This is a genomic window from Marinobacter sp., assembly GCF_041984545.1.
Classification (GTDB): Bacteria; Pseudomonadota; Gammaproteobacteria; order Pseudomonadales; family Oleiphilaceae; genus Marinobacter.
This window is the reverse complement of the sequence record NZ_JBHIXV010000002.1, coordinates 97,858-122,242: the sequence shown is the minus strand read 5'-3', so window position 1 is coordinate 122,242 and position 24,385 is coordinate 97,858. Positions and strand designations below refer to the sequence as shown.

Annotated in this window: 20 protein-coding genes; 11 read left to right on the top strand and 9 right to left on the bottom strand. The window is 61.9% G+C overall.

What is annotated here, in order from left to right:
• Positions 1-86 precede the first annotated feature (86 nt).
• The 6 genes from ACFC20_RS01565 to ACFC20_RS01540 form a co-directional block, all read right to left on the bottom strand.
• The gene (locus ACFC20_RS01565; RefSeq protein WP_091990047.1) at positions 87-395 is read right to left on the bottom strand and encodes an antibiotic biosynthesis monooxygenase; all 309 of its coding nucleotides are present in this window, start codon (positions 393-395) and stop codon (positions 87-89) included.
• Between the two features lie 138 nt (positions 396-533).
• Complete coding sequence (locus ACFC20_RS01560; RefSeq protein WP_375191462.1) at positions 534-1,574, bottom strand: extracellular solute-binding protein; 1,041 nt, start codon at positions 1,572-1,574, stop codon at positions 534-536.
• Entirely contained in the window at positions 1,571-2,341 is a 771-nt protein-coding gene (gene potC / locus ACFC20_RS01555; protein WP_375191461.1) for a spermidine/putrescine ABC transporter permease PotC, read from the bottom strand. The genes ACFC20_RS01560 and potC overlap by 4 nt, the downstream gene beginning before the upstream one ends.
• On the bottom strand, positions 2,338-3,198 hold the full coding sequence (gene potB / locus ACFC20_RS01550) for a spermidine/putrescine ABC transporter permease PotB (protein ID WP_375191460.1): 861 nt from the start codon (positions 3,196-3,198) through the stop codon (positions 2,338-2,340). Before potB ends, potC begins: the two co-directional genes overlap by 4 nt.
• Positions 3,191-4,315, bottom strand: coding sequence for a spermidine/putrescine ABC transporter ATP-binding protein PotA (gene potA / locus ACFC20_RS01545; protein WP_375191459.1), 1,125 nt, complete (start codon positions 4,313-4,315; stop codon positions 3,191-3,193). The genes potB and potA overlap by 8 nt, the downstream gene beginning before the upstream one ends.
• 119 nt (positions 4,316-4,434) lie before the next feature.
• Positions 4,435-5,448 (bottom strand): TRAP transporter substrate-binding protein, encoded by a 1,014-nt coding sequence (locus ACFC20_RS01540; protein WP_375191512.1) that lies wholly within the window; start codon positions 5,446-5,448, stop codon positions 4,435-4,437.
• Positions 5,449-5,662: 214 nt separating this feature from the next.
• Between ACFC20_RS01540 and ACFC20_RS01535 the strand changes: the two genes are divergently transcribed.
• Entirely contained in the window at positions 5,663-6,841 is a 1,179-nt protein-coding gene (locus tag ACFC20_RS01535) for a response regulator (protein WP_375191458.1), read from the top strand.
• Here ACFC20_RS01535 and ACFC20_RS01530 read toward each other — a convergent pair whose 3' ends face one another.
• Positions 6,842-8,518: a methyl-accepting chemotaxis protein gene (locus ACFC20_RS01530; RefSeq protein WP_375191457.1), complete on the bottom strand. Its 1,677-nt coding sequence runs from the start codon at positions 8,516-8,518 to the stop codon at positions 6,842-6,844.
• 118 nt (positions 8,519-8,636) lie between these two features.
• On the opposite strand from ACFC20_RS01530, the gene ACFC20_RS01525 reads away from it, so the two are divergent.
• Positions 8,637-9,008 (top strand): thiol-disulfide oxidoreductase DCC family protein, encoded by a 372-nt coding sequence (locus tag ACFC20_RS01525; RefSeq protein ID WP_375183141.1) that lies wholly within the window; start codon positions 8,637-8,639, stop codon positions 9,006-9,008.
• 13 nt (positions 9,009-9,021) lie between these two features.
• Here ACFC20_RS01525 and ACFC20_RS01520 read toward each other — a convergent pair whose 3' ends face one another.
• Positions 9,022-9,480: a YchJ family protein gene (locus ACFC20_RS01520; protein ID WP_375183140.1), complete on the bottom strand. Its 459-nt coding sequence runs from the start codon at positions 9,478-9,480 to the stop codon at positions 9,022-9,024.
• A gap of 98 nt (positions 9,481-9,578) precedes the next feature.
• Here ACFC20_RS01520 and ACFC20_RS01515 point away from each other — a divergent pair, with 98 nt between their 5' ends.
• The gene (locus tag ACFC20_RS01515; protein ID WP_375183139.1) at positions 9,579-10,310 is read left to right on the top strand and encodes a sulfite exporter TauE/SafE family protein; all 732 of its coding nucleotides are present in this window, start codon (positions 9,579-9,581) and stop codon (positions 10,308-10,310) included.
• Between the two features lie 8 nt (positions 10,311-10,318).
• On the opposite strand, the gene ACFC20_RS01510 is transcribed toward ACFC20_RS01515, so the two are convergent.
• On the bottom strand, positions 10,319-10,996 hold the full coding sequence (locus ACFC20_RS01510) for a hypothetical protein (protein ID WP_375183138.1): 678 nt from the start codon (positions 10,994-10,996) through the stop codon (positions 10,319-10,321).
• Positions 10,997-11,145: 149 nt separating this feature from the next.
• On the opposite strand from ACFC20_RS01510, the gene ACFC20_RS01505 reads away from it, so the two are divergent.
• The 8 genes from ACFC20_RS01505 (at position 11,146) to pelG (ending at position 24,382) form a co-directional block, all read left to right on the top strand.
• Entirely contained in the window at positions 11,146-12,546 is a 1,401-nt protein-coding gene (locus tag ACFC20_RS01505) for an HD-GYP domain-containing protein (protein WP_375183137.1), read from the top strand.
• Positions 12,547-12,645: 99 nt separating this feature from the next.
• A complete protein-coding gene (locus tag ACFC20_RS01500) occupies positions 12,646-15,405 on the top strand; it encodes an endo alpha-1,4 polygalactosaminidase (RefSeq protein WP_375183136.1) in 2,760 nt (919 codons plus the stop codon).
• 3 nt (positions 15,406-15,408) lie between these two features.
• Positions 15,409-18,582, top strand: coding sequence for a tetratricopeptide repeat protein (locus ACFC20_RS01495; RefSeq protein WP_375191456.1), 3,174 nt, complete (start codon positions 15,409-15,411; stop codon positions 18,580-18,582).
• 12 nt (positions 18,583-18,594) lie between these two features.
• Positions 18,595-19,170, top strand: coding sequence for a hypothetical protein (locus ACFC20_RS01490; protein WP_375191455.1), 576 nt, complete (start codon positions 18,595-18,597; stop codon positions 19,168-19,170).
• Between the two features lie 4 nt (positions 19,171-19,174).
• Positions 19,175-20,518, top strand: a complete 1,344-nt coding sequence (locus ACFC20_RS01485) for a PelD GGDEF domain-containing protein (protein WP_375191454.1) — start codon at positions 19,175-19,177, stop codon at positions 20,516-20,518.
• A complete protein-coding gene (locus ACFC20_RS01480) occupies positions 20,515-21,501 on the top strand; it encodes a polysaccharide biosynthesis protein (RefSeq protein WP_375191453.1) in 987 nt (328 codons plus the stop codon). Before ACFC20_RS01485 ends, ACFC20_RS01480 begins: the two co-directional genes overlap by 4 nt.
• A complete protein-coding gene (pelF, locus tag ACFC20_RS01475) occupies positions 21,498-23,006 on the top strand; it encodes a GT4 family glycosyltransferase PelF (RefSeq protein ID WP_375191452.1) in 1,509 nt (502 codons plus the stop codon). Before ACFC20_RS01480 ends, pelF begins: the two co-directional genes overlap by 4 nt.
• On the top strand, positions 23,006-24,382 hold the full coding sequence (pelG, locus tag ACFC20_RS01470; protein WP_375191451.1) for an exopolysaccharide Pel transporter PelG: 1,377 nt from the start codon (positions 23,006-23,008) through the stop codon (positions 24,380-24,382). The genes pelF and pelG overlap by 1 nt, the downstream gene beginning before the upstream one ends.
• Positions 24,383-24,385: the final 3 nt, after the last annotated feature.

The following is a 24,385-nucleotide window of genomic DNA, read 5'->3' as shown; positions in this document are numbered from 1 at the left end:
CATTCGGCCGGTCTTCTGCAGCCGTTTCGTGACCATGCGATGATAGAGCTTGCTCAGCACCGGCCGGATAGTGCCTTCAGATCCGGTCATTGTGGCTTCACCACCCATTCCGGATCCTCAAACTCCCCGATGGGTGTAATCTCCACGTAGGGCGCCGCGCTGCGAATAATGGCGGCCACCTCGGGATTGTGCTGCCCTTCCATGGCGTCCCGGTGTTCCTTGCTTTCCCAGGAAGCGATGGCAATGAGGGTATTGGGGTCGCCGATCTTGCGATGCAGCTCGGTGCCCCGGGCGCCGGGCGCCTGCTGGATAATCTCACTCGCCCGCAGCCAGGCGTCGGCGTACTCTTCCGCGGTATGGCCTTCGCGGACATGCACTTCAAACAGGTATTTCATGAAAGCTCCCTGCCAACGATTCGGTGACGATGACCTCTCAGTTGAGGTTAGAACCGCAGGCAGCGACTGTAAAATGACAACAGGCCCGCCTCCGGAAACGGAGCGCGGGCCTGTTGCTGGAGGCGGATCAGGCCGGTCTTACTGACCGGACTTCAGCATTTCCCAGTACTTGGCGTAGACCTGCAGGGCATCGTCGCCGATATCGGTCTGGAACTCGGCGTTGATCATGTCCGTAGCGTTGGGGTAGCTGGCCCGGTTGTTGGCTACCTCGTCAGGCAGCAGTTCCCGGGCTTCGAGATTGGGCGTGGCGTAGCCGATTTCCTCGCTGATCAGTGCGGAAATCTCGGGCTGCAGCACAAAGCTGATGAACTTGTGGGCCGCTTCCGGATTCTTGGCGTTCTTGGGAATCACGAAGCTGTCGAGCCAGGCAATGATGCCTTCCTCGGGGTAAACGTACTTCAGGCTTTCCATGGTGTCCTGACCCATGACGGCCTCGCCGTTCCAGATCATGCCGACATCGGTCTCGCCTTCCAGATATGGCATGCGTGGCGCATCGGAATTGAAAGTACGCACCGACGGCATCAGCTCGGAGAGCTTCTCGTAGGCGGCCTCGATTTCCTCGGGGTTGGTGCTGTTGCCCGAGTAGCCCAGCACCCGGAGACCCACGTGGAACACCTCGCGCATGTCGTTGGTGAGCATCACCCGACCCTCGAAACGGTCGTCCCAGAGATCGGCCCAGGCATCAACGGGCTCACCCTCCACATCGGCGGTATCCACCGCCAGGCCGGTGGTGCCCCAGAGGTAGGGAATCGAAAACTTGTTGTCCGGGTCAATGTCCAGGTTGACCAGCTCGGGATCCAGCGCGTCGAAGCCCTCGATCTTGCTGCGGTCGATGGGCATCAGCAGGTCTTCCTGGCGCATCTTGCTGACGTAATAGGTGGAAGGCACCGCCAGGTCGTAGGCAGCACTGTCGTCCAGCAGCTTCAGGCGGGCATACATGGCCTCGTTACTGTCGTAGGTGGTGTACACCACCGGAATGCCGGTTTCCTCGGTAAAGCGATCCAGGACTTCCTGGGGCATGTATTCAGACCAGTTGTACAGGTTGAGTACCTGGGGCTCTTCAGAGCTGCATCCGGTCAATCCCACCGCCAGCATGCCGGCCAGTGCCAGTTTCTTCATCGTTTGCTCCTTATCAGAATCCATTGAGACAACATCAGCATAACCAGTGAAAACACCAGCAACAGTGTACCCAGGGCATTCACCTCGGGTTTCAGACCCACCCGCACCATGGAATAGATGCGCAATGGCAGAATTTCATAGCTCGGGCCGCTCACAAAGGTGCTCACCACCACGTCGTCGAGAGACAGTGTAAACCCTAGCAGCCAGCCCGCCAGTAACGCAGGCATGATCACCGGCAGCAGCACGGTGCGGGTCATGGTGAAATCGGAAGCCCCGAGATCCCGGGCGGCCTCGGGCAGGCTCTCGTCGAACCCACTCAGCCGGGCCATCACGGTAATCACCACGAATGGCAGGCAGAAGGTCACATGAGCCAGCAGCAGGGACACATAGCCCAGCTGCACGCCCACCAGCAGGAACAGCGCCAGCAGGGAAATGGCCAGGACAATCTCCGGGGACATCATCACCACGAACAGCATGCCATTGAGCAGCTTCTTGCCCCGGAACCGATAGCGGTGGAGTGCCAGGGCCGTCAGGGCACCGATCACCGTGGACACGGTGGCGGCGGACAACGCCAGCCACAGGGAATTCCACATGGCCGTCACCATGGCCCGGTTGTTGAACAGGGCCTCATACCAGCGAAGGCTGAGCCCGCCCCAGGCATAGCCGGTGCGGGACTCGTTGAAGGAAAAAACCACCAGTACGAGGATAGGCACGTACAGCAGCAGGTACACCAGGCCCAGATAGGTGCGCTGCAGCCAGCGACTCATCCGCCACCCTCCTCGCCCAGGCGCCGTTTGCTCAAGCGGTGGGCGAACATCAAAAACGCCATGGTAAGGGTGAGCACGATGCTGGCGGCAGCACCAAACGGCCAGTTGCGGGCATCGAGAAACTGGTTCTTGATCACATTACCCACCAGCAGGTTGCGGGAGCCGCCCAGAATATCCGGCACAAAGAACAGCCCCATGGCCGGGAGCAACACCAGCATGACACCGGCCACCACCCCGGGCAGAGTCAGCGGAATAATGACGTGGACAAACGTGGCAAACCGGCCGGCGCCGAGATCCCGCGACGCCAGTAGCAGCTCCTCCCTGAGATCCTCGAACACCGAGTACAGCGGCAGGATCATGAACGGCAGGAGCAGATAAACCAGACCGATGATCACCGCGCCCTCGGTGTAGAGCAATCGCAACGGCTCTTCGATCACCCCCAGCGACATCAGGGCATTGTTCAGCAAACCGTTGGTGGCGAGGATCAGCTTCAGGGCGTAGGTGCGCACCAGGGAATTGGTCCAGAAAGGCACGATCAGCAGGAAGATCAGAATCAACTGCCGCTGTTTGCCCACGCGGGACAGGGCCCAGGCAAAGGGGTAGCCGATCAGAAGGCACACCAGGGTGGTCATCGCCGCCATGTACAGGGAGTGCAGGAACACCTCCAGGTACAGCGGATCAAAGAGCTGGCGATAGGCGTCAAGGTTCAGGGGCAATGACAGGAACGACACCGGATCCCGGGTCATCACGCTGGCACCCACCACCAGCAGGTTGGGCGCCAGCACAAGGAACAGCAGCCAGCCCCAGACCAGGATCAGCACCGCGGTTTTGAACGGCTGCTGTCTCACACTATGCATCGGCCGGAAGGTCCTCTTCGGCGTCAACCTGTGCGTCTTCCTCGGGCAGCAGCCACTCCCAGCCGTCGACCCAACTCACCCGCACCGGTTCCCCGAGCCGGTAATCGAAGGCTGGATCGTCTTCATCAAAGAACTCGCTGGCCAGCACCTCGGTACCGTCGTCCAGATGAATCACCGAGTCCAGGGTGCTGCCCTTGTAGTTGCGCTCGACAATCCGGCCCGCGACACCCTGCTCGTCCGATGGCGCCAGCACCCGGATATCCTCCGGTCGCAGCAAAACGTGCAGGCGCTGGCCGGCATGCACCGGAAAATCCGGCCGACGGAGGTTCCGTTTGAACCCGAGCACATCCACGGCAATAGCGTCGTCGCCAACCGACTCCACCGTGCCGGGAAAGAAATTGGTCTCACCCACAAAGCGTGCGGTAAAGAGGTTGGCGGGCCGCTCGTAGACCTCCCGGGGTGTGCCCAGCTGCTGCACCTGACCATCCCTGAGCACCACCACCCGGTCTGACATCGAGAGCGCTTCCTCCTGATCGTGGGTAACGAACACGAAGGTAATGCCAAGCTCCCGTTGCAGGCGCTTCAGCTCCACCTGCATGGTGCGACGCAGCTTGTAATCCAGGGCGGACAACGGCTCATCCAGCAGCAACAGTCGTGGCCGTTTGACCACGGCCCGGGCAATGGCCACCCGCTGCTGCTGGCCGCCAGACAACTGACGCGGCTTGCGCCGGGCGTAGTCCTGCAACTGGACCATCGCCAACGCTTCGTCGACCCGTTGGCGAATCTCGTCTTTCGGACGTTTCTCCATCTTCAGGCCATAGGCCACGTTATCGAACACCGACATGTGCGGAAACAGCGCGTAATGCTGGAACACCGTATTCAGCGGCCGGTGTTCCGGCGCCGTGTGGGTGAGATCTTCCCCGCACAGACGGATGTGGCCCGTGTCGGGGTGTTCGAAGCCGGCCATCAAACGAAGCAGGGTGGTTTTACCGCAACCGGACGGTCCCAGGAGGGTGATGAACTCGCCGTCGTAGATCTCCAGATCCAGTCCGTCGAGCACGATCCTGTCACCAAATTGCTTGGAGAGGTTGCTCAGGGATAGCAGTGTCTGTTTCATCGGCGCTGCCCAAAGAATGAGCGGCCTATTTTTCCAGAAAGCTCCCCAAACAGAAAGGGGCAGCCGGGGAGGGAGCCGCGGCTTCCGGCCTCGACAGACCGGAAACCGCGCATCAGGGATCAGTCTTCGGCAACGCTATTGAGGTACGCCTTGTCAGAAATGTTGGTCCACTGACGAACCTGCTTCAGGTAGGCGCGCTGGGACTCGATGATTTCCCGGGCCAGCGGGTCTTTCTCTGCCGCTTCGGCCAGCAGCCGGTTGGTCGTAGCTCGCAGGGCGTCGATCACCTCGGGCGGAAACACCTTGTGGGTGACGTCCGGATAATCTTCTTTCATCCGATCCCAGGCAACACCACTCTGGTGGGTGCTCTGGATGTACATGTCATAGGCCGCTGTGCGCATGGCTACCCGCAGGATCTCCTGCAGGTCCTTGGGAAGACTGTCCCAGGTTTTCTTGTTGATCAGGAACTGCACTTCCGCGCCTGGCTCCTGCCAGCCGGAGTAGTAGTACTTGGCAATCTGGTGGAAGCCCATCTGGAAGTCCAGGGCTGGCCCCACCCATTCAACGGCGTCCACCGTGCCGCGCTCCAGAGCGGTATAAAGCTCACCCGGCGGCAGATTGGTAACAGCAACCCCAAGCTCAGACATTACCTCACCCGCAAAGCCCGGCGTGCGCATCTTGAGACCTTTCAGGTCTTCCAGGGAGTTGATCTCCTTGCGGAACCAGCCGCCCATCTGGTTGCCCGTATTCCCGCCCGGGAAAGAGAGCATGCCATAGGGCTCATAGACTTTTTGCATCAGCTCCATGCCGTCACCGTGGTAGAACCAGGCGTACATCTCCGGCGCAATCAGCCCGAACGGAACCGTGGTGAAATACATGGCATTGGGTATGCTGCCCTTGTAGTAGTACGACGCCGTGTGCCCCATGTCGTACTGGCCATTGCGCACCAGATCGAAAATGCCAAAGGGAGCCTTGTGCTTGTTGGACGGATCAATCCGGATCTGCAGCCGGCCATCGGACATGGTTTCGGCCATGTCGGCCATGTGCTGGACTGTCTCCCCCAGAATCGGGGAATTGGGGCCCCAGGTTTGCGCAAGGCGCAGGGTGTGCGTCTCCGCGGCGAAACTGATCATGCTGACACTCAGCAATACAAAAGCAAGCAGCGATCTACCTACAGTGACCATCGTGTTGTTCCTCTGATTCGTTGTTATGTTTTGAATCCCATAGCGCAGCAATCTTAGCCCTTGCAGGCAATAATCACCAACCCGGTACCGTGGCGTTTCCGGCACAATCGGCTATCTTTCAGACAGGTAAATACGCCACATCCAGGGACTGGGGGCTTGGGTTATGTCGGATCAGAATCGCAGTGAACCACGGGCACAGCTGAAAGCCCTGAGGGCTGAATATCTCAGAAAGTTACCCGAGCGCTTCCAGCAACTCGACAGGCTCGTTGAGGCCGTTCCCCTGGAGGATCCGGGGCCGGACAGGGTAGCCACCCTGAATGCCTCTCTCTCACTGCTGGCACAGGAAGCCCACAAACTGGCCGGCTCTGCCGGCTCACTCGGACTGGCGGGCGTTTCAACAGCCGCCAGAGATTTGCTCTCGCTTGCCGAACGATGGCACGAGCACCCGATGGATGCGGCGTCCAAAAAGCAACGGATGTCCGAGCTGGTTGCCAGGATGCGGGCCAGCAAGGATGAGCCAGGCACCGACGCGATTGAACTCTCGACGACCGGCAGTCGAAAGATTCACATAGTCGATGACGATGAACTGGTCGCCCAGCAAATGCTGACATGGCTTCTGGAAGCCGGGTTCGATGCCGAGGTTTACCACTCATCCTCGGTATACCTGGATACCTTCGAGACTCTGCCCGCCCCCCAGATGATCCTCATGGATGTGGCGTTTGGCCACGATGAGGCGGCAGGCCCGGACGTGATACGCCAACTCCGCCGCCGTCTTGGCAGAATGCCGGCGGTTGTGTTCCTGTCGGTGCACGATGAACTGGCTACGCGCCTCGCAGCCCTGAGAGCGGGCGCCTCCCGCTATCTCGTGAAGCCGGTCAGCAAGACCAGAATACTGGAGCTTGCCCACGAGTTCGCCGAGCGCCGGGACATGCCCCGTTACCGGGTAATGGTCGTGGATGATGACAAGACCGCTCTTCAGTTCGCCTCAATTCAACTGGAACAGTCTGGCCTGGAGGTTCACGCCACCAGCGAACCCCTTAAGGCGCTGGATACTGCCCGCGATATCGAGCCTGACGTTATTATCCTCGACATTGTCATGCCGGGAATCTCGGGCACAGAACTCGCCGCCATACTTCGCGAGGACCGGAGGTTCGACGCCACGCCGATTGTTTTCCTGACCACGCTGTCGCACCAGGACGAAAAAACACTGAGCGTGGCGCTGGGCGGCGATGATTACATTCTCAAGCCGTTCGACGCGGACTACCTCACCGCCACAGTACGATCCCGGGCAAAACGCGCGCGCAGGCTCCGGGAACTTCTCGCGCAGGTTTCACCCGACTGATCAGACTTTAAACTGGCCCACCAGTTCACGCAGGCTTTCGCCCAGCCGCGCCAGCTCATGGCTGGCCTCATTGGTCTGGTTAACGCCCGTGTCGCTGCGCTGAGCGGCATCGACAATACGAATCACGTTCTGGTTGATCTCTTCGGCCACCTGGCTCTGCTGCTCGGCGGCCGTAGCAATCTGGGTGACCTGATCATGGATCTGGCCCACCGAGGTTTCAATGGTGCGCAGGGCGTCCGTGGCGTGATTGATCCGCTCAACGGTGGCGTCGGAGCTCTTGCGGGAGTTATTCATCCGATCGACCGCCGAACGGGATTCAGACACAAAGCCGTTGATCATTTCCCGGATCTGGTCCGCGGATTCGGCGCTGCGCTTGGCCAGCTGGCGAACCTCGTCGGCCACCACCGAGAAGCCGCGACCATGTTCGCCCGCACGGGCCGCCTCAATGGCTGCGTTGAGCGCCAACAGGTTGGTCTGCTCGGTTACCGCGTGAATCACGTCCAGTACCTGTTGGATGTCGTCAGATTTCTCCGCCAGTGCGTCGATGCTCCCGGCCGTGCTCTTGATTTCTTCAGACAGCTGGTTAACAGCACCCTGGGCGCTGCCGATGGTCTCGCCACCTTCCCGGGCCATGCGATCTGCGTCTGAGGCGGCACTTTCCACTTCATTGGCGTTGCCGGAAATCTGCTGGATGGTGGCCGCCATTTCGTTGATGGCCGAGGCAATCTGATCGGTCTCCGAGCCCTGCTCCTGCACTGACGCCCGGGTTTCATTCGCCACCCGGCTCAGTTCCTCCGCCGCGGAGGCCACCTGATCGGTGGTGGCTCCCACCTCACGGATGGTGTTCTGGATCTTGATAACAAAGGCGTTGAATCGCTTACCCATTTCAGAGAGTTCATCGGTACCCTCATCCGGCAGGCGCTGGCGCAGATCGCCCTCGCCTTCCGCGATTTCCCGCATCATGTCACTCACATTCTTCAGAGGCACGGTCACACTGCGCCCGACGAGCACACCAATCACCAGTGCAATCGCCACGACGACACAGGTCACCAGCAGGATAAAGCCGAGCGTCTTGGCCATGCTGCTTTCCAGCTTTTCCCTGGCGGCAGCCACCTGTCGGTCGATGTCGGTAATGTAAACCCCGGCACCAATCATCCAGTCCCAGTCCGGGATGAGAGTGGAGTACGACAGTTTGGGCTCCTCATTGCCTGAGGCCGGATTCATCCAGGTGTACCCATAAAAACCGTCGTTCTCGGCCGCAGCAAACAGGTCTCCCACCAGGCGCTTCAGAGTGGGGTTATTGGTGGGACCTTCCTTGGAGGGATCGGGCGCGTAGGCCAGATTGTAAACATCGCGGGTGTAGGCGAAGACATAATTGGTCTTGTCAAACCGGATGGATCTGAGGCGCTCGGCAGCCGCCTCCTTGGCCTCTTCCTCGGTCAGCGTGGGGTCGTTCTTGGCCTCGAGCACGACTGCCCTGGCGGCGTCAATCAGGTTCTGCAGACCCGCTTTGCGCGCCTCCAGCAGGCTCTGCTCCAGCCGCTCAAGCTCCTCTTCCCCGTTCGCCTGAATCTGGCTTGCTGTGATCCACGCAAGCGTGGCCGCCGTAATCAGAACCGGTACAATCACGGCCAGAAGCAGGCGGGTGCGTATTTTTAGATTTGTAAGAACATTCATTGACCGCGGCTCCAGACATTATCTCATGCCGCGAATTATCCACAGACCTTCCGGGTGGATCTGTTCCAGTTTGTTAACAAAGATTTCAATAGAAGGTTTTTAGCCGGCGGAGAATCCCATGGAATCCCGATACGATACGCTGTTCTACGATGGACAATGCCCCCTGTGTGCCCGCGAAATCTCGACGCTGAGAAAGCTGCAACGGGGCCACCTGATCTTTGCCGACATTCATGACCAGCGGCACAGCAGTAACAATCTGCCCAGTCGCGAGGCATTGCTCAGGCGGTTACATCTCATGACCTGGACCGGTGAGTGGGTCACCGGCCTGCACGCCAACGTTCGGGCGTGGTCCCATACGCCTTTCGGGTTCCTGTTCAAACCTCTGCTCTGGCCCGGCATTCACACCATCGCCTCCCGGATTTATGAACGCTGGGCAGACCGGCGCTACGAGCGCAAATACGCTTGCGCCGTAGGACGAAAAGCCGCCTGAACCGGGGCAGAGCTCAAAGACAGCACGCTTTGAATTTTCGGCCGCTGCCACAGGGGCAGGGTTCATTCCTTCCGGGTTTCAGTTGCCCTTCACGGGTATCGCCTCGCAGGTAGAACCAGCGGCCATCCTCCCAGGCAAACCGGGATTCTTCTTCCAGGAAACCCCAGCCCTGGCCAAGGCGATAGACAGCGCGAAAATGCACCGTTCCGGTGTCATCGTTTTCACCGGAGCTCAGGATGTTCAGGGCCGTCCACTCCGGGCTGCTGTCGAGCGACAGGTCCGCAGGGCGCGCACTTTCGTGCCAGGTGTCCCGCAGGTAATCCGGTAGCCCCAGCACAAACGCCGAGTACCGGGAGCGCATCAGGGCCTCGGGCGAGGGCGCAGGCTTGCCAAGATGGAATGGCTGACAGCATTCGTTGTAGGCTTTGCCACTGCCACAGGGGCACGGCCGGGTGTCTGAGTTCTGGGTCATCACGCCTCGGCGGGTTTCAGCTATGCTCGTTGCTGGCAGTGTACCAAGATCAACCCGGCGGCGCTCAAACCCCGCTTTCCAACCCATTGGTGATGTTGTTGACAGATGTAAGTCTGATACAGCTTGTGCTGGCCAATCTGGCGCTAATGGCAGGTGCCTGCCTGCAAGGGGTTGCCGGTTACGGCATCGGCACCCTGGCCGCTCCCCTGCTGTTCCTGATCAGCCCCCTGCTGATTCCGGCGCCGCTGGTGCTGAACGCCACCCTGCTGACGGTGTTCATGCTGGTGCGCAATCGCAGCGCCCTGCAGATCCGGCAGGTGCGTTTCGCCATTGGCGGGGGTGTCGGCGGCGCCATCCTGGCGGCATTAACCTTATTGGTTATCTCCACCCAGGGCTTCGATGTGATTTTCGGCGTTCTGATTCTGCTGGCTGTGGCCCTGAGCGTCGGAGGGCTGAGACCAACCCTGAACGCCCGCAACAGCATTCTCGCTGGCGCCGCTTCCACCTACATGGGCACCATCACCGCGGTGGGAGGACCGCCAATCGCGCTGATTTACCAGAACGAGAAAGGGCCGCTGGTGCGGGCCAACATGTCCGCGTTCTTTCTGGCCGCCAGTTTCCTCAGCCTGTCCGCGCTCTTTACCTCCGGTTACCTGGGGCAGACAGAGCTTATGCTGTTTGTGGCTACATTCCCGGGGGTACTGATCGGTTTCTGGTTGTCTGGCAAGCTGGTCAACCGCATGCCGTTCGAGGGGTTACGCCCGGTCATCCTGGGCGTGGCCGCAGTCGCCGGGCTGGCAGCGCTGGTCAGGGGCCTGCTCGCCCTGTGACAGCTGCTCTATCCGGCCCAGAGACGGAACCGGAAACGGCTTTTGCGCCAGAGCAGGGCAATCCACAAGGCATGGGCGTTGATCAGGAACGCAAGAATCCATTCGAAAGCATCATCCTTGCGGCTGTAAAACTCCGATACCACGCCATTGAGAATTACAGACAGGATGCCCACTCCCAGGGTCAGCTGGCAAAGGTTCAACAAACGCGAACCCGGGTTCGACCAGCGTGGATGGCCGCGGAGCGCGGCGCTCACCAGCAGTTCACAAATAAAGGTCAGGGAAAAATACAGAACCACACCCACACGGCGGATCAGATTGAAACCGTCACCGGCGTGGCCCAGTGCAAGTGTATACGCGGCCAGTGAAACACAGGCAATCAGGCCGAGCCATGGAATCCAGGCAACGCCTGCGGAATGGATGCCCAGCTGTCTCAGCCAGCGCCCGTTCAGCCACCAGAAAAGGATGCCAAGAAGCGCCGCCGGCAGCATGGTGCCCTTGAAGATGAAGTAGGAGGTGCCATGCCGACCGGTCCGGCTGATGCTGGTGCAGCTGTCCCAGTAGGGCACGCACAGGTCAACGTGGCCCTCGAGCACCGAGACCAGAAACGTGGTATGTATGGTCAACAGCGGTATCAGGGCGGCGGCCAGCGCCAGCCACCAGAGATGGAAAAAACGATAATCCATCATTCGCTACCCCCCGGAACAACATTGGCACGCTGGGGCGTACGAGCGCCCGCTATCCGAATGAACAACATTTGACCAGATTTTGCAATTGAGTCCATCCTGATCGGTGTATTTTGCACCAGAATGGTGTGGCAGGGCGCACGGGTGAGGACATGAGCGAACCCCATAAGGAAATCATAGAAAGCCAGATTGACGTGGCAGAGCTTGCCATTGGCATGCACGTTATCCGTCTCGATCGGCCGTGGGAGGATACCGACTTTCTCCTTCAGGGCTTTGTGATCCGGGATCAGACCGAGATCGACGCGCTGCGGGCACAGTGTGATTTTGTGGTTATCGAGGGGCGGGTCACCGGCTCGCCACGGCCCGAACAGGAGCGGATCAAGGCACCCCAACGCTCCGGGTTCATGGACCTGTTCCGAAGGAAAACCCGCGCCACTCTCAACCCCAACTCCAACCCCAACTCCAACCCCAACTCCAACCCCACCCAGAGCCAGCCGGAATCTTCGTTGCCCCGCAAACGGGTGAGCTACATCAACAAGGTGGATGTTGGCCAGGAGATGGAAACGGCGGTGCTCCGGTTTGAGGACGCTCAGCAAACCGCCAAAGCCATCATGTCCGGGCTGCGAGTCGGTCGGGCGCTGGACCTGAACAACGCACGCAACGTGGTTAACCAGTGCGTGGAAAGCGTGCTTAGAAACGAGAGCGCGCTTCTGCTCCTGACCAAGATCAAGCACCAGGATGAGTACACCGCCGAGCACTGCATCAATGTGTCGATTCTCGCAGCAGCCTTTGGCAAGCACCTGGGGCTACTGGAAGGCGAGATCCGGACGCTGGCCCTGTGCGGTCTGTTGCACGACGTGGGCAAGACCCGGATCCCGGACAATGTGCTGAACAAACCGGGCGCGCTAACGCCGCAGGAGTTCGACGTGATGCGGCACCACACGACCCATGGCCGGGACATCCTGATGGCGACAGCACGGTCACTCAGCGCTGCCGTGGACGTTGCCTTCAGCCATCATGAACGGATGGACGGCTCCGGGTATCCCCGTGGCCTCAGGGCCGAGCAAATCCCTTACTTTGCCAAGATCATCGGGCTGGTGGACACCTACGACGCCATCACCAGCAACCGGGTCTACGACAAGGGCCGCGCCTCCATGCAGGCGCTGGATATCATCCACAAACACCGCGGTGCCCAGTTCGACGAGGAACTCGCCAACGCCTTCATCCAGATGATCGGCATCTACCCGCCCGGTTCCATTGTGGAAATGGTGAACGGCGAGGTTGGCATCGTGATTCAGAGCCACCCGAAGCACAAGCTCAAGCCCAGGGTGCTGATGGTGCGGGAGGCGGACAAATCCCCCATGTCGCCTTTCCGGGTTCTGGACCTGAAGACCGGCCCTGTTGATAACGCGGGTACCGTTTACCGCATTGCGCGGGAGGTACCGGACGGCACCCATGGCATCGTGCTTCAGGAATTCGTCGAGCAGGGCCTGATCGTATCGGCACCCGCCGAGCCGGACAGCGACGATCCGGACACCGAATCCGCACCCTGACGAAACTTTCCGGGCGGAACTTCCGTAAAGGACTATACTTGCGGAGCCGTCGCCGTCCGACCTGGCCGGCTTGTTCCATTTACAGCATCGTCCCGGTAAATGATTCGAATCCACCTGCTGATCGTCACTCTGCTTCTCAGTTTTCACGCAGTTCCGGCCCGCGCGTCCGCACCTGACAACGTTGCCTTCTACTACGGCAACGAGGCGCCCATCGGAGCCCTGTATGCCTACGACTGGGTGGTTTTGCAGCAGGGTCAGGCGTCCGATGCCCGTATCCAGTTACTCAGGCAGGGCGGCACCCGACCGCTCAGCTACATCAGCGTGGGTGAGATTGCCCGATCCCACCGCCTGTTCAGGACAGTTCCGGAGCACTGGATCCTGGGCCGCAACACCGCCTGGAAAAGCTCCGTGCTGGATCTGCGACTGCCGGAGGTGCGCCAGTTCATTCTTGAGCAGCTGATCGCGCCCGCCATGGCCCGTGGGTTTCAGGGCCTGTTCCTGGACACCCTCGACAGCCACCTGCTTACCGAGGTAGGAAGAGCCGATGAAGCCGCCTTTGCCGAGGGGCAGGCCAGGCTTCTGGAGCGCATTCGCGACCGCTGGCCGGATTCAACCATCGTGATCAACCGTGGCTTTCATTTGCCACCAGCCAGCCATCAGCTGGTGGACGCGGTGGCCTTTGAATCCTGGCGGGGCGGCTACGACGCCGCCAAAGACCGATATACCCGGCTCTCCAATGCTGACCGTGACTGGCTTCGCGAACAGCTCAACCGGTTCCAGCTCAGTCGCCCTGGCCTGCCGCTGATTGCCATCGATTACCTGCCGGACGGCGCCCCGGCTGACGACCATGCCCGGCAGCTACGGTCCGAGGGTTTCATTCCCTACATTTCCAATGGCGACCTGACCCGGCTTGGGCCGGCGAGTCCCGGCGTCGTAAAACGGCATGTTCTGGTGGTTCACGACCTGGCGCCTGCCGATATGGCCCAGAGCGCTGCCCACCGGCGGCTCGGCATTGTGCTGGAACGCCTGGGTCTGGTGCCGGTATACCGCTCGGCCCAGGCGCCGCCGCCCACAGAACCACTGGATGACCGCTACGCCGGCGTGGTGATCTGGTGGGAAACCGGCACCCGCCAGCCAGGCTTCTGCCAATGGCTCCAGGACCGCCAATCGGAAACCCTGCCAGTGGTCACCTTCGGATTGCCGCCGGTGCAGCAGGCGTGTCAGGCCCTGCTGGCAACCCGGACCATGGCTGTCCCTGAGCCACCGCTCGCCTTTGGTGAACGGCACGCGTCTGTCGGCAAATACGAGGGCGGTCGTCTGCCTCTGGCGCCCCTGAACCCGCTGCCCACGATGACCAACGGCACCGCCTGGCTGACCGCCAGCAGCAATGGCCACCAATACCACCCCATTTACACCTTTGCCGGCGGCGGTGCCGCGCTCGCGCCTTTCGTGCTGGAGACTGGCCCGGATGACGAAGCCTTCTGGCTGTTCAACCCGTTCGAGTTCCTGAGGGAAGCGCTGAGCCTTGATCACTTTCCGGCAGCCGACAGCACCACGGAGGCCGGTCGACGAATCCTCACCGCTCACATTGATGGCGACGGCCTGGTCTCACGGGCCGAACTGCCGGGCAGCCCATTGAGTGCCGAGGTGATCCTGAATCGCATAATCGCCCGCTACAACGTTCCGCACACGGTATCGGTGATTGAGGCAGAAACCGCCCCTGAGGGGCTCTATCCGGCCATCAGTGGAGAAGCCGAGGCACTGGCACGGCGTGTGTTTCGGCAGGGCAATGTGGAGATTGCCTCCCACACCTACAGCCATCCGTTTTTCTGGTCTGCCGTCGACGGTGGCAAAGCGCCCAGGGCCGAAAACACACTGTATGGCTATGCCCTCGACATCCCGGGCTACACGCCGTCACTTGAGCGCGAGATTGTCGGGTCCGTTGCCTATGTGGACCGCAGGCTTGCACCGCCGGACAAGCCGGTTTCCGTTTTCCTCTGGACCGGTGACGCCCGGCCTGGGGAAAAGGCCCTGGCCATGGTCCGGGAACTGGGGCTGGTCAATGTCAACGGCGGCGACACCCATCCCATGCCCTACGAATCGGGACTGGCCGGTACCTGGCCCGACGCACGACCTGTCGGCGACGAGCTCCAGATTTACGCGCCCGTGATGAACGAGAACGTCTATACCAACCTGTGGACGGGCCCCTTCTATGGCTTCCGCAACGTGATCGACACGTTTGAAATACTGGAAGCCCGGGGCCGACTCAAGCCCGTGGGGATCTATTACCATTTCTATTCCGGAACCAAGCCCGAGGCCATATCCACGCTTGAGGAGATCTACCGCTACGCCCTGGATCAACCGGTCACGCCGCTGTTCCTGAGCGATTATGCCCACCGCGTGCAGGCGCAGTACTATTCAGCCCTCACCGTTGACGACGACGGCGGCTTCGCATGGCGCGGCCTGCAGATACCCCGGACGGTGCGACTGACCGGCAACCTCTATCCGGACCTGGAGCGCAGCGTCGGCGTGGCGGGCTACAACGACGTGGCCGGGCAGCGCTTTGTGCACCTGGCTGGCCCTGAGCCCCGGCTCCACCTGACGCCCTCGCCGGCCGCCGGACCTTATCTGCAGAGCGCAAACGCCACGGTCGACCATTGGCAACGCCGCCGCGAAGGCAACGCCTGGCGTTTGAGCGGGCAGTTTACCGGTCATCGCCCCCTGGAGCTGGTCGTGGCCGGCACCGCGCAATGCCGGGTACTCGGTGGCCCGGGCATGACCCAGAAGAGCGCATCCGGAACCGTGACCCTGACCACCAAATCGGCGACAGCCGGCCAGGTTGAGCTGGAGTGCCGGTAACCGATGCAGCAACGTCGACCGTCCTTTTTCAGTCTGCCGGCCCTGTTGGTGATGGGGGTGTTGCTGTCCCTGGTACTGTACATTCTGTTTCCCAGGCAGGCGGCCTTCGATGACCTGCGTTACCTGGAAAACCCGGACGCGGTTTCCATTGCTTACCTGGAAACCCTGCTGAAATCCGACCAGGACAACATTCCCCTTCGCATAAACCTCGGCCGCATGCAGCGCCAGGCCGGGCAGCTGGACAAGGCCAGGAAGACGCTTGCGCCCTTGCTTGATGAGGCCCGGGTGCCCTCGAGAGCCATGGAGACCTACCTGGAACTGCTCGTTGACCAGTACAACGCGGCATCCAAAGAAGAGCTCCGTGGAGAGGTGCGCAACGAACTCGAGCGGGCCCTGCAACGGCTGGTCGAATCCGATTACCCGTTGGAGCGTAAGCTGTCGCTGGCCAAACGCCCGTTGACACTACTGGCGGCCGAGCAACAGCTGGCTATCCGGGAACGGCTGTTCGAGCAGGCCTCGGGCAGGAACCGCGTGGCCCTGGCCCAAGAGCTGGCGCAGCTGTACGAAGCCAGGGGCGAGCCGGCACGGGCCGTTGCCACCCTAGAATCGGTACTTGGCCAGGTGCCTGCCGCGCAGCAGGACCGGTTTGCCGACAACCTTATACGTCTGGAGCTCGCCGCCGGCCGACCCGGCCGGGCCCTGGACCTGTTTCGTCAGCGCTTCCCCTCGGGCCCCACGACCTCCGAACAGTTGCGGGAAGGTATCCGGCTGGCGAACCTGGCCGGCGACGACAATCTCAGCCGTCAGTGGCTTGGCGCACTTGCCCGCGCCGAGCCCGGTGATCTCGAGGTTCAACGCCGGTGGCTGCGTACCCAGCTCGGCACCGGCGACATCAAGGGGGCACTGGTAACCCTCCGTGTCATGGAGCGTCAGCCCAACCAGCTGACCACCGAAGACCGCGTTTTGGCGGCCCAGATTCTCGAGTGGAACGGCAAACCCACCGAGGCCCTGGCCTACTGGCGCGACGTCTACCGCACCAGCGGTTCCGACCAGGCGTTTGCCCGGGCCACGGCGCTGGCCCGGGAGCTCTTCCTGTGGGAGCCGCTGGTATCGATTCTCGACCGGGCCCGTGAACGCAGGCAACTGGGCGCCGACGGATACCGGCAGTTGGCCGACAGCCTGGTGCGGCTGGGCCAGCTGGACCAGGCCGAGGCACGTCTGCGGGAGGGCATGAGCCGTTACAGGGGGGATCAACCCCTGCGAGAGCGCCTGCTGACCCTGCTGATCAACCGTCGCAAACTGCCCGAGGCCATCAGCCTGATCGAATCGGCGCCCTCGCTTTCGCCCCGGGAGCAGGTGGAACTGGCCAGACTCTACTGGCGAACCCGCGACCCGGAAAGCGCATTCGAGCGGCTACGCTCGCTGGAAACGGACGACCCGGAGCTGCAGGCCGAGGCGGCGACCCTGCGCCTTGAGCTGGCCACGCTTCTTGGCCGAACCGACTTCCTGCAGGCCGAATACCGCCGGCTCGCCAATCTGCCGGTAGCGTCGCTGACGCCCGCTCAGCAGGAGCAGTTGCTGAACCTTGCGGTGATGTTCAACGACTACCCTGAAGCCCTGCGGCTGTCCCGCGGGCGCTTCGAAACCACCGGCGAGCCGCGCTATCTGGCGGCCATGGCGGAATATCAGTTCGCGCTTGGCGACTGGGACGGCCTGGCAGACACCCTTGAGCGCTGGCAACAGCGCCCGGGCGCCGCCAGCAATCCCCGCTACTGGACCCTGAAGGCGCTACTGCACCAGGAGCGCAATGAAGACGATGCCGCCGCAGCCGCGTTCGAGACGGCGGCGACACTGGCTCCGGAGAACACCGAGGCGTTGATCAGTTGGGGCTGGTTTCTTGCCGGGCATCCGGAGCGCCAGCCCGGGGTACTGCCAGACCTGCTGGCCCGGCTCTCAAACAACCCCTCACCCGAGGCTTACGGCCTGCTGGCCTGGGGCTATCAGGCTCTGGGTGATGAAAAACGGGCCCTGGCCTGGCTGGGCCAGGGCAGGGATGCCCACGGTAATAACGGCGAATGGCTGCTGGCGATGGCGCCCCTTGCCGAGCAGAACGGAGCCATGGCCGAAGGCAGCGCGATGCGACGGCAGGCGGTTGCCCTGGGTGAATACCCCAGGAAACGCTCTGTCACCGACATTCTGTACCCGCCCCCCTCACCGACTGGCGAAGTCTCAGGGCCTCTCTATCGCTTCAACAACCGGGCGTTACAGGCCGGCTTCTCGGCCCGGGACCTTGGCAACTTCTCGGTCCACGGTACCGGCGTTCGGGGGCAGTTCAGCCACGACCGGCTGAGCTGGCTGTTCAGCGCAGAAAGCCTGAAAGCAAGGAGCCAGGGTTTGCTGAGGGCCACGCCGAACACCGGCCAGGATGTGCGGCTTCAGGTTCAGAACAACAGCGCCAATACGCTGCTGACCTTCAGCCTTGCCCAACTCACCGGCTATGGCGGCACCCGTACCGCTGGCAGTGCCGAGATCACCGGCCAGCCCGGGGACCGGTTCTCCCTGAGCGCGGGTGTGGCCGTGGCCGAACGCGCCTACGACAGCGCCGAAGCCTGGTGGCTGAGCAACCGGGATGCCCTGTATGCAGGCTTGCAGTACCGTCCCTTTCCCCGGCTGGAACTGACTGGCCGGCTCGAGCAGCTCGGATATCAAAGCAATACCGGCGGCTCTCTGGGCGAGGGCCTGGGATTTGATGCCACCGGCACCTATACGCTGTTTCATCAGGATCCGGCCTGGCAGGTTTCGCTGGGCTATCGGCGCCAGACCCTCGACCTTGCCAGCGAACTGGATGCCCGAACCGCCGGCGCCTTTGCCGGGGGAGCGTCGCCCGGCACTTTTCTGGCCGAAAACTACGAGCGCATCGGCCTGACGACGAGATGGCAGCATGGCGAGCCCGGCGCCCTCTACCGGACAACGCCGGAGCCGCGATATTTTGTCGGACTGGGCGCCGGTTATGTACTATCCACCTCAAGTCCCGATTTTGGCATCGACATCGGAGTCGGCTGGCGAGTGGTGGGTGACGACGATCTGGCGCTCTCGCTCGGTTACACCTCGGACGGTCTGGACGGCAACAGCCGAACGGATCTCAACCTCACTTACACTCTGTACTTCGGTCGCTGAAGGAGACCCGTGATGACCCCTCGACTCGCTCTGAACCTTCCACTCACCGGTCGTTGCACCCGCCTGGCACTGGTATCGCTGCTGGCCCTGGTGTGGCTCTCGGGCTGCTCGGTCATGCACAGCCAGCAGGGCACCACGCCGATTGAACTGGACAGCCAGTTTGCAGTGATCCCCCTCACCAACCTCTCCCAGACACCCCAGGCCGGCGACCAGGCAGCCAGCATCCTGAGCGCGCTGCTGCGGGCCCGCGGGGCGTCGGAGGTGGAACTGTACCTGCCAGCGGACGAGAACCCGCTGGCCTATGACAACCGGGCACGCCAGCAGCAGGCCACGGCACAGGCACTGGAAAGTGGCGCCGACCTGATTGTGGCCGGCACGGTGGACGAGTGGCGTTACAAGAACGGCCTGGACGGGGAACCTGCGGTGAGCATCACCCTGGAAATCCGAGATCCGGCCGACAGTACCGTGGTCTGGTCGGGCACCGCAGCCCGCACCGGCTGGGGCCACGAAGGTCTGGGTGTGGCCGGTCACAAAGTGCTCCAGTCGTTGATAGAAGCAGCACCGTTCACCGCTGGCAGCGGACAGTAAACCCATGAGCGAAGTGCCGGCGAACCAGTTTGAGCCAGAGGATAGCCAGAGCCAGCCGGCGCCGGCATGGCTGCGCTGGCTTGAAACGCTGGCGGTCACCGCACTGTTTCTGGGCCTTGGGGCCTGGAACCGGCCGGAAGATCCCTTTTACCTGACCGGCAATTTCCCCTGGCCAGCCCTGGCACCAGTGCTGGCAGGCCTGCGCTACGGTTTTTTCACTGCCCTGGTGTCCGCCCTTCTGGTGCTCGGCGCCCTGGGCATGAGTTACCGGACGGGGCTGGTCCCCGTTGCGGACTTCCCCTACGTCTGGTGCATCGGCGTGCTGGCCTTCAGCCTGCTGGCGGGTGAATTCCGGGATTTCTGGGGACGGCGGCTCGAGAAGCTCGAGGCCAGCAACCGTTACCGGGAGGTGCGCCTCGAGGAATTCACACGCAACTTCTACCTGCTGAAGGTCTCCCATGACCGCCTCGAGCAGCAGATTGCCGGCAGCACCGGCAGTCTTCGGGAAGCATTGCGAAGGCTGTACCAGGAAACGGCCTACGCCCGGGGCGCCGGGCTCACCCAGGAAACCGGTGAGCTGCTCCTGAACATGCTGATCCGCTACGGCCAGTTGCAGAGCGCGGCCATCTATCCGGTGGTTGGCCCGGGACTGGCAGACACCCCGATTGCCCACATCGGCGCCTATCACGACGTTCGGCCAGACGACCCGCTGCTCTTGCACGCAGTGGAAGAGAAGAAGCTGGTATCCATACAGACCGAATACCGTGACAAGCTGTCGGATCTGGACACCGATCTTCTTCTGGCGCTGCCGCTAATAGATTCCCGCCAGACCCTGATCGGCATGGTCGCGATCAAGGCGATGCCGTTCTTCAATTTCCAGCCCCGCACACTCCGGCTGCTGGCCATCCTGACAGGACACATGGCCGACATGATTCAGGAGCAGCAACAGCAACCGGATGCCGCCACCGCCGAATGGCGTCATTTCCTGTTCCAGTTGAGCCGATCCAGCCACGATGCCGCCCAACACGGCCTGCCCGCGTCGCTGATTCGCCTGGGCTTTGCTCAGGATGGCCCGTTTGAGCGGGTCGCTGAACGGGTACAACGGCTTCGCAGGGGGCTGGATGTGATCGCCGAGCTGCCCGCAGAGCTCGGTAAAGGCCTCGCCCTGCTGCTGCCGCTGACCGACGAACTTGGACAGGCAGCCTATCTGCAGCGACTGGACGAGGATCTCCGGGAGCACACCGGCCAGACTCTCGCCGAACAGGCCGAGGTGCGCACCGGCATGGTCAGCGGCAACCCCGGTGACAACGCCTGGCTGACGACCGCCAGGGGAGTGGACACACCGTGACCAGCACCTGGCTCACCCTGCTGGCGCTGGCCCTCGAAGCCGGCGGCATAGCCGCACTGGCCTCGGCGTTGCCGGCGGCTCCGGCTTTGGCCGGCTACCTGTTCGCCCACGCCCTGGCCTGCGGCCTGCTGACCCTGGTTCTTCTGCCCCTGCTGCCACCACGGTATCGGGGCCGGGTTCTCAGGCCGGCCCTATTCCTGTTCACCCTGCAGTTTGCCATTCCGTTTATCGGCAGCCTTGGCGTGTTCACCGGCGTTCTGATGGCCCTGTATCTGCCCCGGGTTGAACGGGACGTGCCCTGGCAGAAACTGGCCATACCCGAGCTGCCGTTTCAGCCGGTCAATATGGATCAGCAGGTCATATACAGTGAAGGCGGGCTGCGCCAGATCCTCCGGGAGGCGGGCAGTATCGACAAACGCCTCAAGGCCCTGCTGGCAACGCGGCAAATGGCGGAGCGGGATGCCGTGGAACTGCTGCGCGAAGCCCTGAAAGACCCGGCGGATGACGTCCGGCTGCTGGCCTACTCGATGCTGGAGCAGAAGGAAAAGGCCCTGGCCAGCCAGTCCCGTCGCCTGCAACTGGAGCTGGAATCGCCTGAGGTGGACGAGGAACCCAGACTGAAACGTCGGCTGGCCCAGGTGTGGTGGGAAATGGCCTACCTCGGGCTCGCCCAGGGAAGCCTGCGAAGCTATTACCTGACGAGCGCCCGCCGCCTGCTGCAGGAGTTGACCGACCGATTCTCCATGCACAACGACTGGCGGCTTCTTGGACGCATTGAGCTGGATATGGGCAACATTATTGCCGCCAAACGCGCCTTCGACTTCGCGGTGGAGAAAGGCGCGCCCCAGGAACTGATTCTCCCGTACCTGGCAGAAGTGGCCTTTCTGGAGCGAGACTTCCAGCGGGTTCGTTACTTTCTCGCCAGCCTGGCACGCCATCGTCCACACCCGAGGCTCCGGACGCTGATCGAGGGCTGGCTATGAAGACGGACATTACCCTGCTGCTGGAAGGTACCTACCCGTTCATCCGGGGTGGTGTGTCGTCCTGGGTTCACCAGATCATTACCGGATTGCCCGACTACAGTTTCTCACTGGTTTTTCTGGGCGGCGACCCGGCCCACTACGGCGAGCAGCAGTACCGCTTGCCGGAGAACGTAAAGCACCTGGAATGCCACTACCTCATGGATACCCGGGCGCCACACAAGCCCACCGCCCGCCGTGGCAATGCCGAGGCGTTTCGCCACCAGCGCGCGCTCCATGACAAGTTCCGGGCGGGCACGCCGGTGCCGCCGGATGTTCTGCACGAGGTGTTCCGAAGCCTCGGTACTCGCAAGGGCATCAGCCACGAGGACTTCCTGTACAGCGAAGAAAGCTGGGCAATGATTGGTGACAGTTACCAGAAATTCTGCACCGAACCCTCGTTCGTCGATTACTTCTGGACCATCCGGATCATGCATTCGCCGCTGTTCCAGCTGGCTGACATTGCCCGCAAACTGCCCGACACCGGCATGGTGCATAGCATATCCACCGGCTACGCCGGGCTTCTGGGAGCCATGGTCAGCGAGCAGCGGAGCATTCCCTTCGCGCTGAGCGAACATGGCATCTACACAAAGGAGCGCAAGATTGACCTGTCGCAGGCCGAGTGGATTCGCGATCCCAGCGACCAGGTCAGTGCCAACATCAACGACCAGCTGGGCTACATACGCCGACTCTGGATCCGGTTTTTCGAGGCCCTGGGCCGACTCACCTATCAGCAGGCAGACCCTATTGTGTCCCTCTACCGGGGCAATCGCGACCGCCAGCTGGCCGACGGCGCGGAACCGGAGCGCACCCGGATCATTCCCAACGGTATTGACCCCACGCGTTTCGAGGCCGCCAGGGCCGCGCGCCCAGAGGCCATCCCGAAGGTCCTCGGACTGGTGGGCCGGGTGGTGCCGATCAAGGACATCAAAACCTTCATTCGGGCCATGCGCTCCGTGTGCGAGGTGGTGCCGGATGCCGAGGGCTGGATTGTAGGGCCTGAGGATGAGGACCCGGTGTACGTGTCCGAGTGCCGCGAGCTGGTTGAAAGCCTGGGCCTTGAAGGGCAGGTGCGGTTTCTGGGGTTCCAGAACGTCAACGATATCCTGCCAAAGCTGGGCCTGATGGTACTGACGTCGATTTCCGAGGCACTGCCGCTGGTGATCCTGGAAGCCCACGCCGCCGGCCTGCCCTGCCTGGCCACCGACGTAGGCGCGTGCCGCGAACTGCTGGAGGGCATGTCACCGGAAGACCAGGCCCTGGGCCGCAGCGGCTCGGTGGTGCCCATTGCAGACCCCGAGGCCACCGCCAGAGAAGCCATCCGCCTGCTGCTGGATGAACGGCTCTGGTACCAGGCCCAGAAGGCCGGCCTGGAACGGGTGCAGCGTTACTACACCCTGGAGAGTATGTTTGGCGCCTACCGGGAGGTTTATGACGAGGCACTTCGGGCAACGGAGGATCGTCACTGATGGCGGGCATTGGCTTTGAACTGCGCCGGATCCTCAAGCGCGACAGCTTTACCGGACTGCTCGGCGCCTATGGTCTGGCCGGCGTGATCAGCTCGGGACCCTGGGTGCTGTCGGTGCTGGGCGTCATGCTCATCGGTATCGTCAGCTTCAATCTCGCGGTGGCCGGATCCGATGTCGTGCAGTTCCTGGTCTCGGTGACCTATCTGATGGCGGTGTCGCTGACGCTGTCGGGCCTGTTCCAGCATGTCTTCACCCGCTGGGTGGCAGATCGGCTCTATGAGCAGAACCGGGGGCGGATCCTGCCCAACCTGATGGGCGTCATCTGGGTGTCGACGTTGCTTGCGCTGGCCGTGGGCCTACCAGCGGTACTGTTGCTTTTTCCCGGCACCAGCAACCTATACAAACTGCTGATGCTCGCCAACTTCGTGGTGCTCTGTAACCTGTGGCCGGTGACCATCTTCCTTTCCAGCATGAAGTCCTACCGCCGGATCGTGGTGATCTTCGCACTGGGCTACGCCACCGCCATCACGGCGTCGCTGCTGTTTGCCCGGTTTGGCCTGGAAGGCCTGCTGGCGGGACTGCTCCTGGGCCACAGCCTGCTGTTCTTCAGTTTTTTCTACACCATTATCCGCCAGTACCCCGGCGACGAACTGATACACTTCGACTTCACCCGCCGCCGGCAGATCTTTCCCACGCTGATCTTCACCGGCCTGCTGTTCAATGCCGCGGTGTGGGCGGACAAATTCATTTTCTGGTTTCACCCGGACACCTCCCAGCCGATCATCGGCGCCCTGCGCGCGTCGGTCATCTACGACCTGCCCATCTTTCTCGCCTACCTGGCCATTATTCCGGGCATGGCGGTGTTTCTGGTGCGCATGGAAACGGACTTTTCGGAAGCCTACGACCGTTTCTACAACGCCGTTCGGGACGGCGACACCCTGGCGCGGATCAGCGGGTTTCGCAATGACATGGTACTGGTGGCACGCAATGGGATTTACGAGATCTGCAAGGTTCAGGGGCTGACGGTGATCATCCTGTTCCTCTGGGGCGAACAGCTCCTCGCCGCCATCGGCATTTCTACGCTCTATCTGCCGCTGTTCTACATCGACCTGGTGGCGGTGAGCATCCAGCTCATCCTGCTGGCCATACAGAACGTGCTGTTCTACCTGGATGCCCGGGGCATCAACGTCAGCCTCTGCGTGCTGTTCTTTGCCACCAACATCCTGTTTACCTTCACCACCATAGAGCTGGGGGCGGCCTTCTACGGCTACGGCTACGCCGGCGCAACTCTGGTGTCCGCCCTCGCAGGCCTGGCCCTGCTATCCCGAAAGTTTGACCGGCTGGAGTACGAGACCTTCATGCTGCAGGGCCGGTGAGGC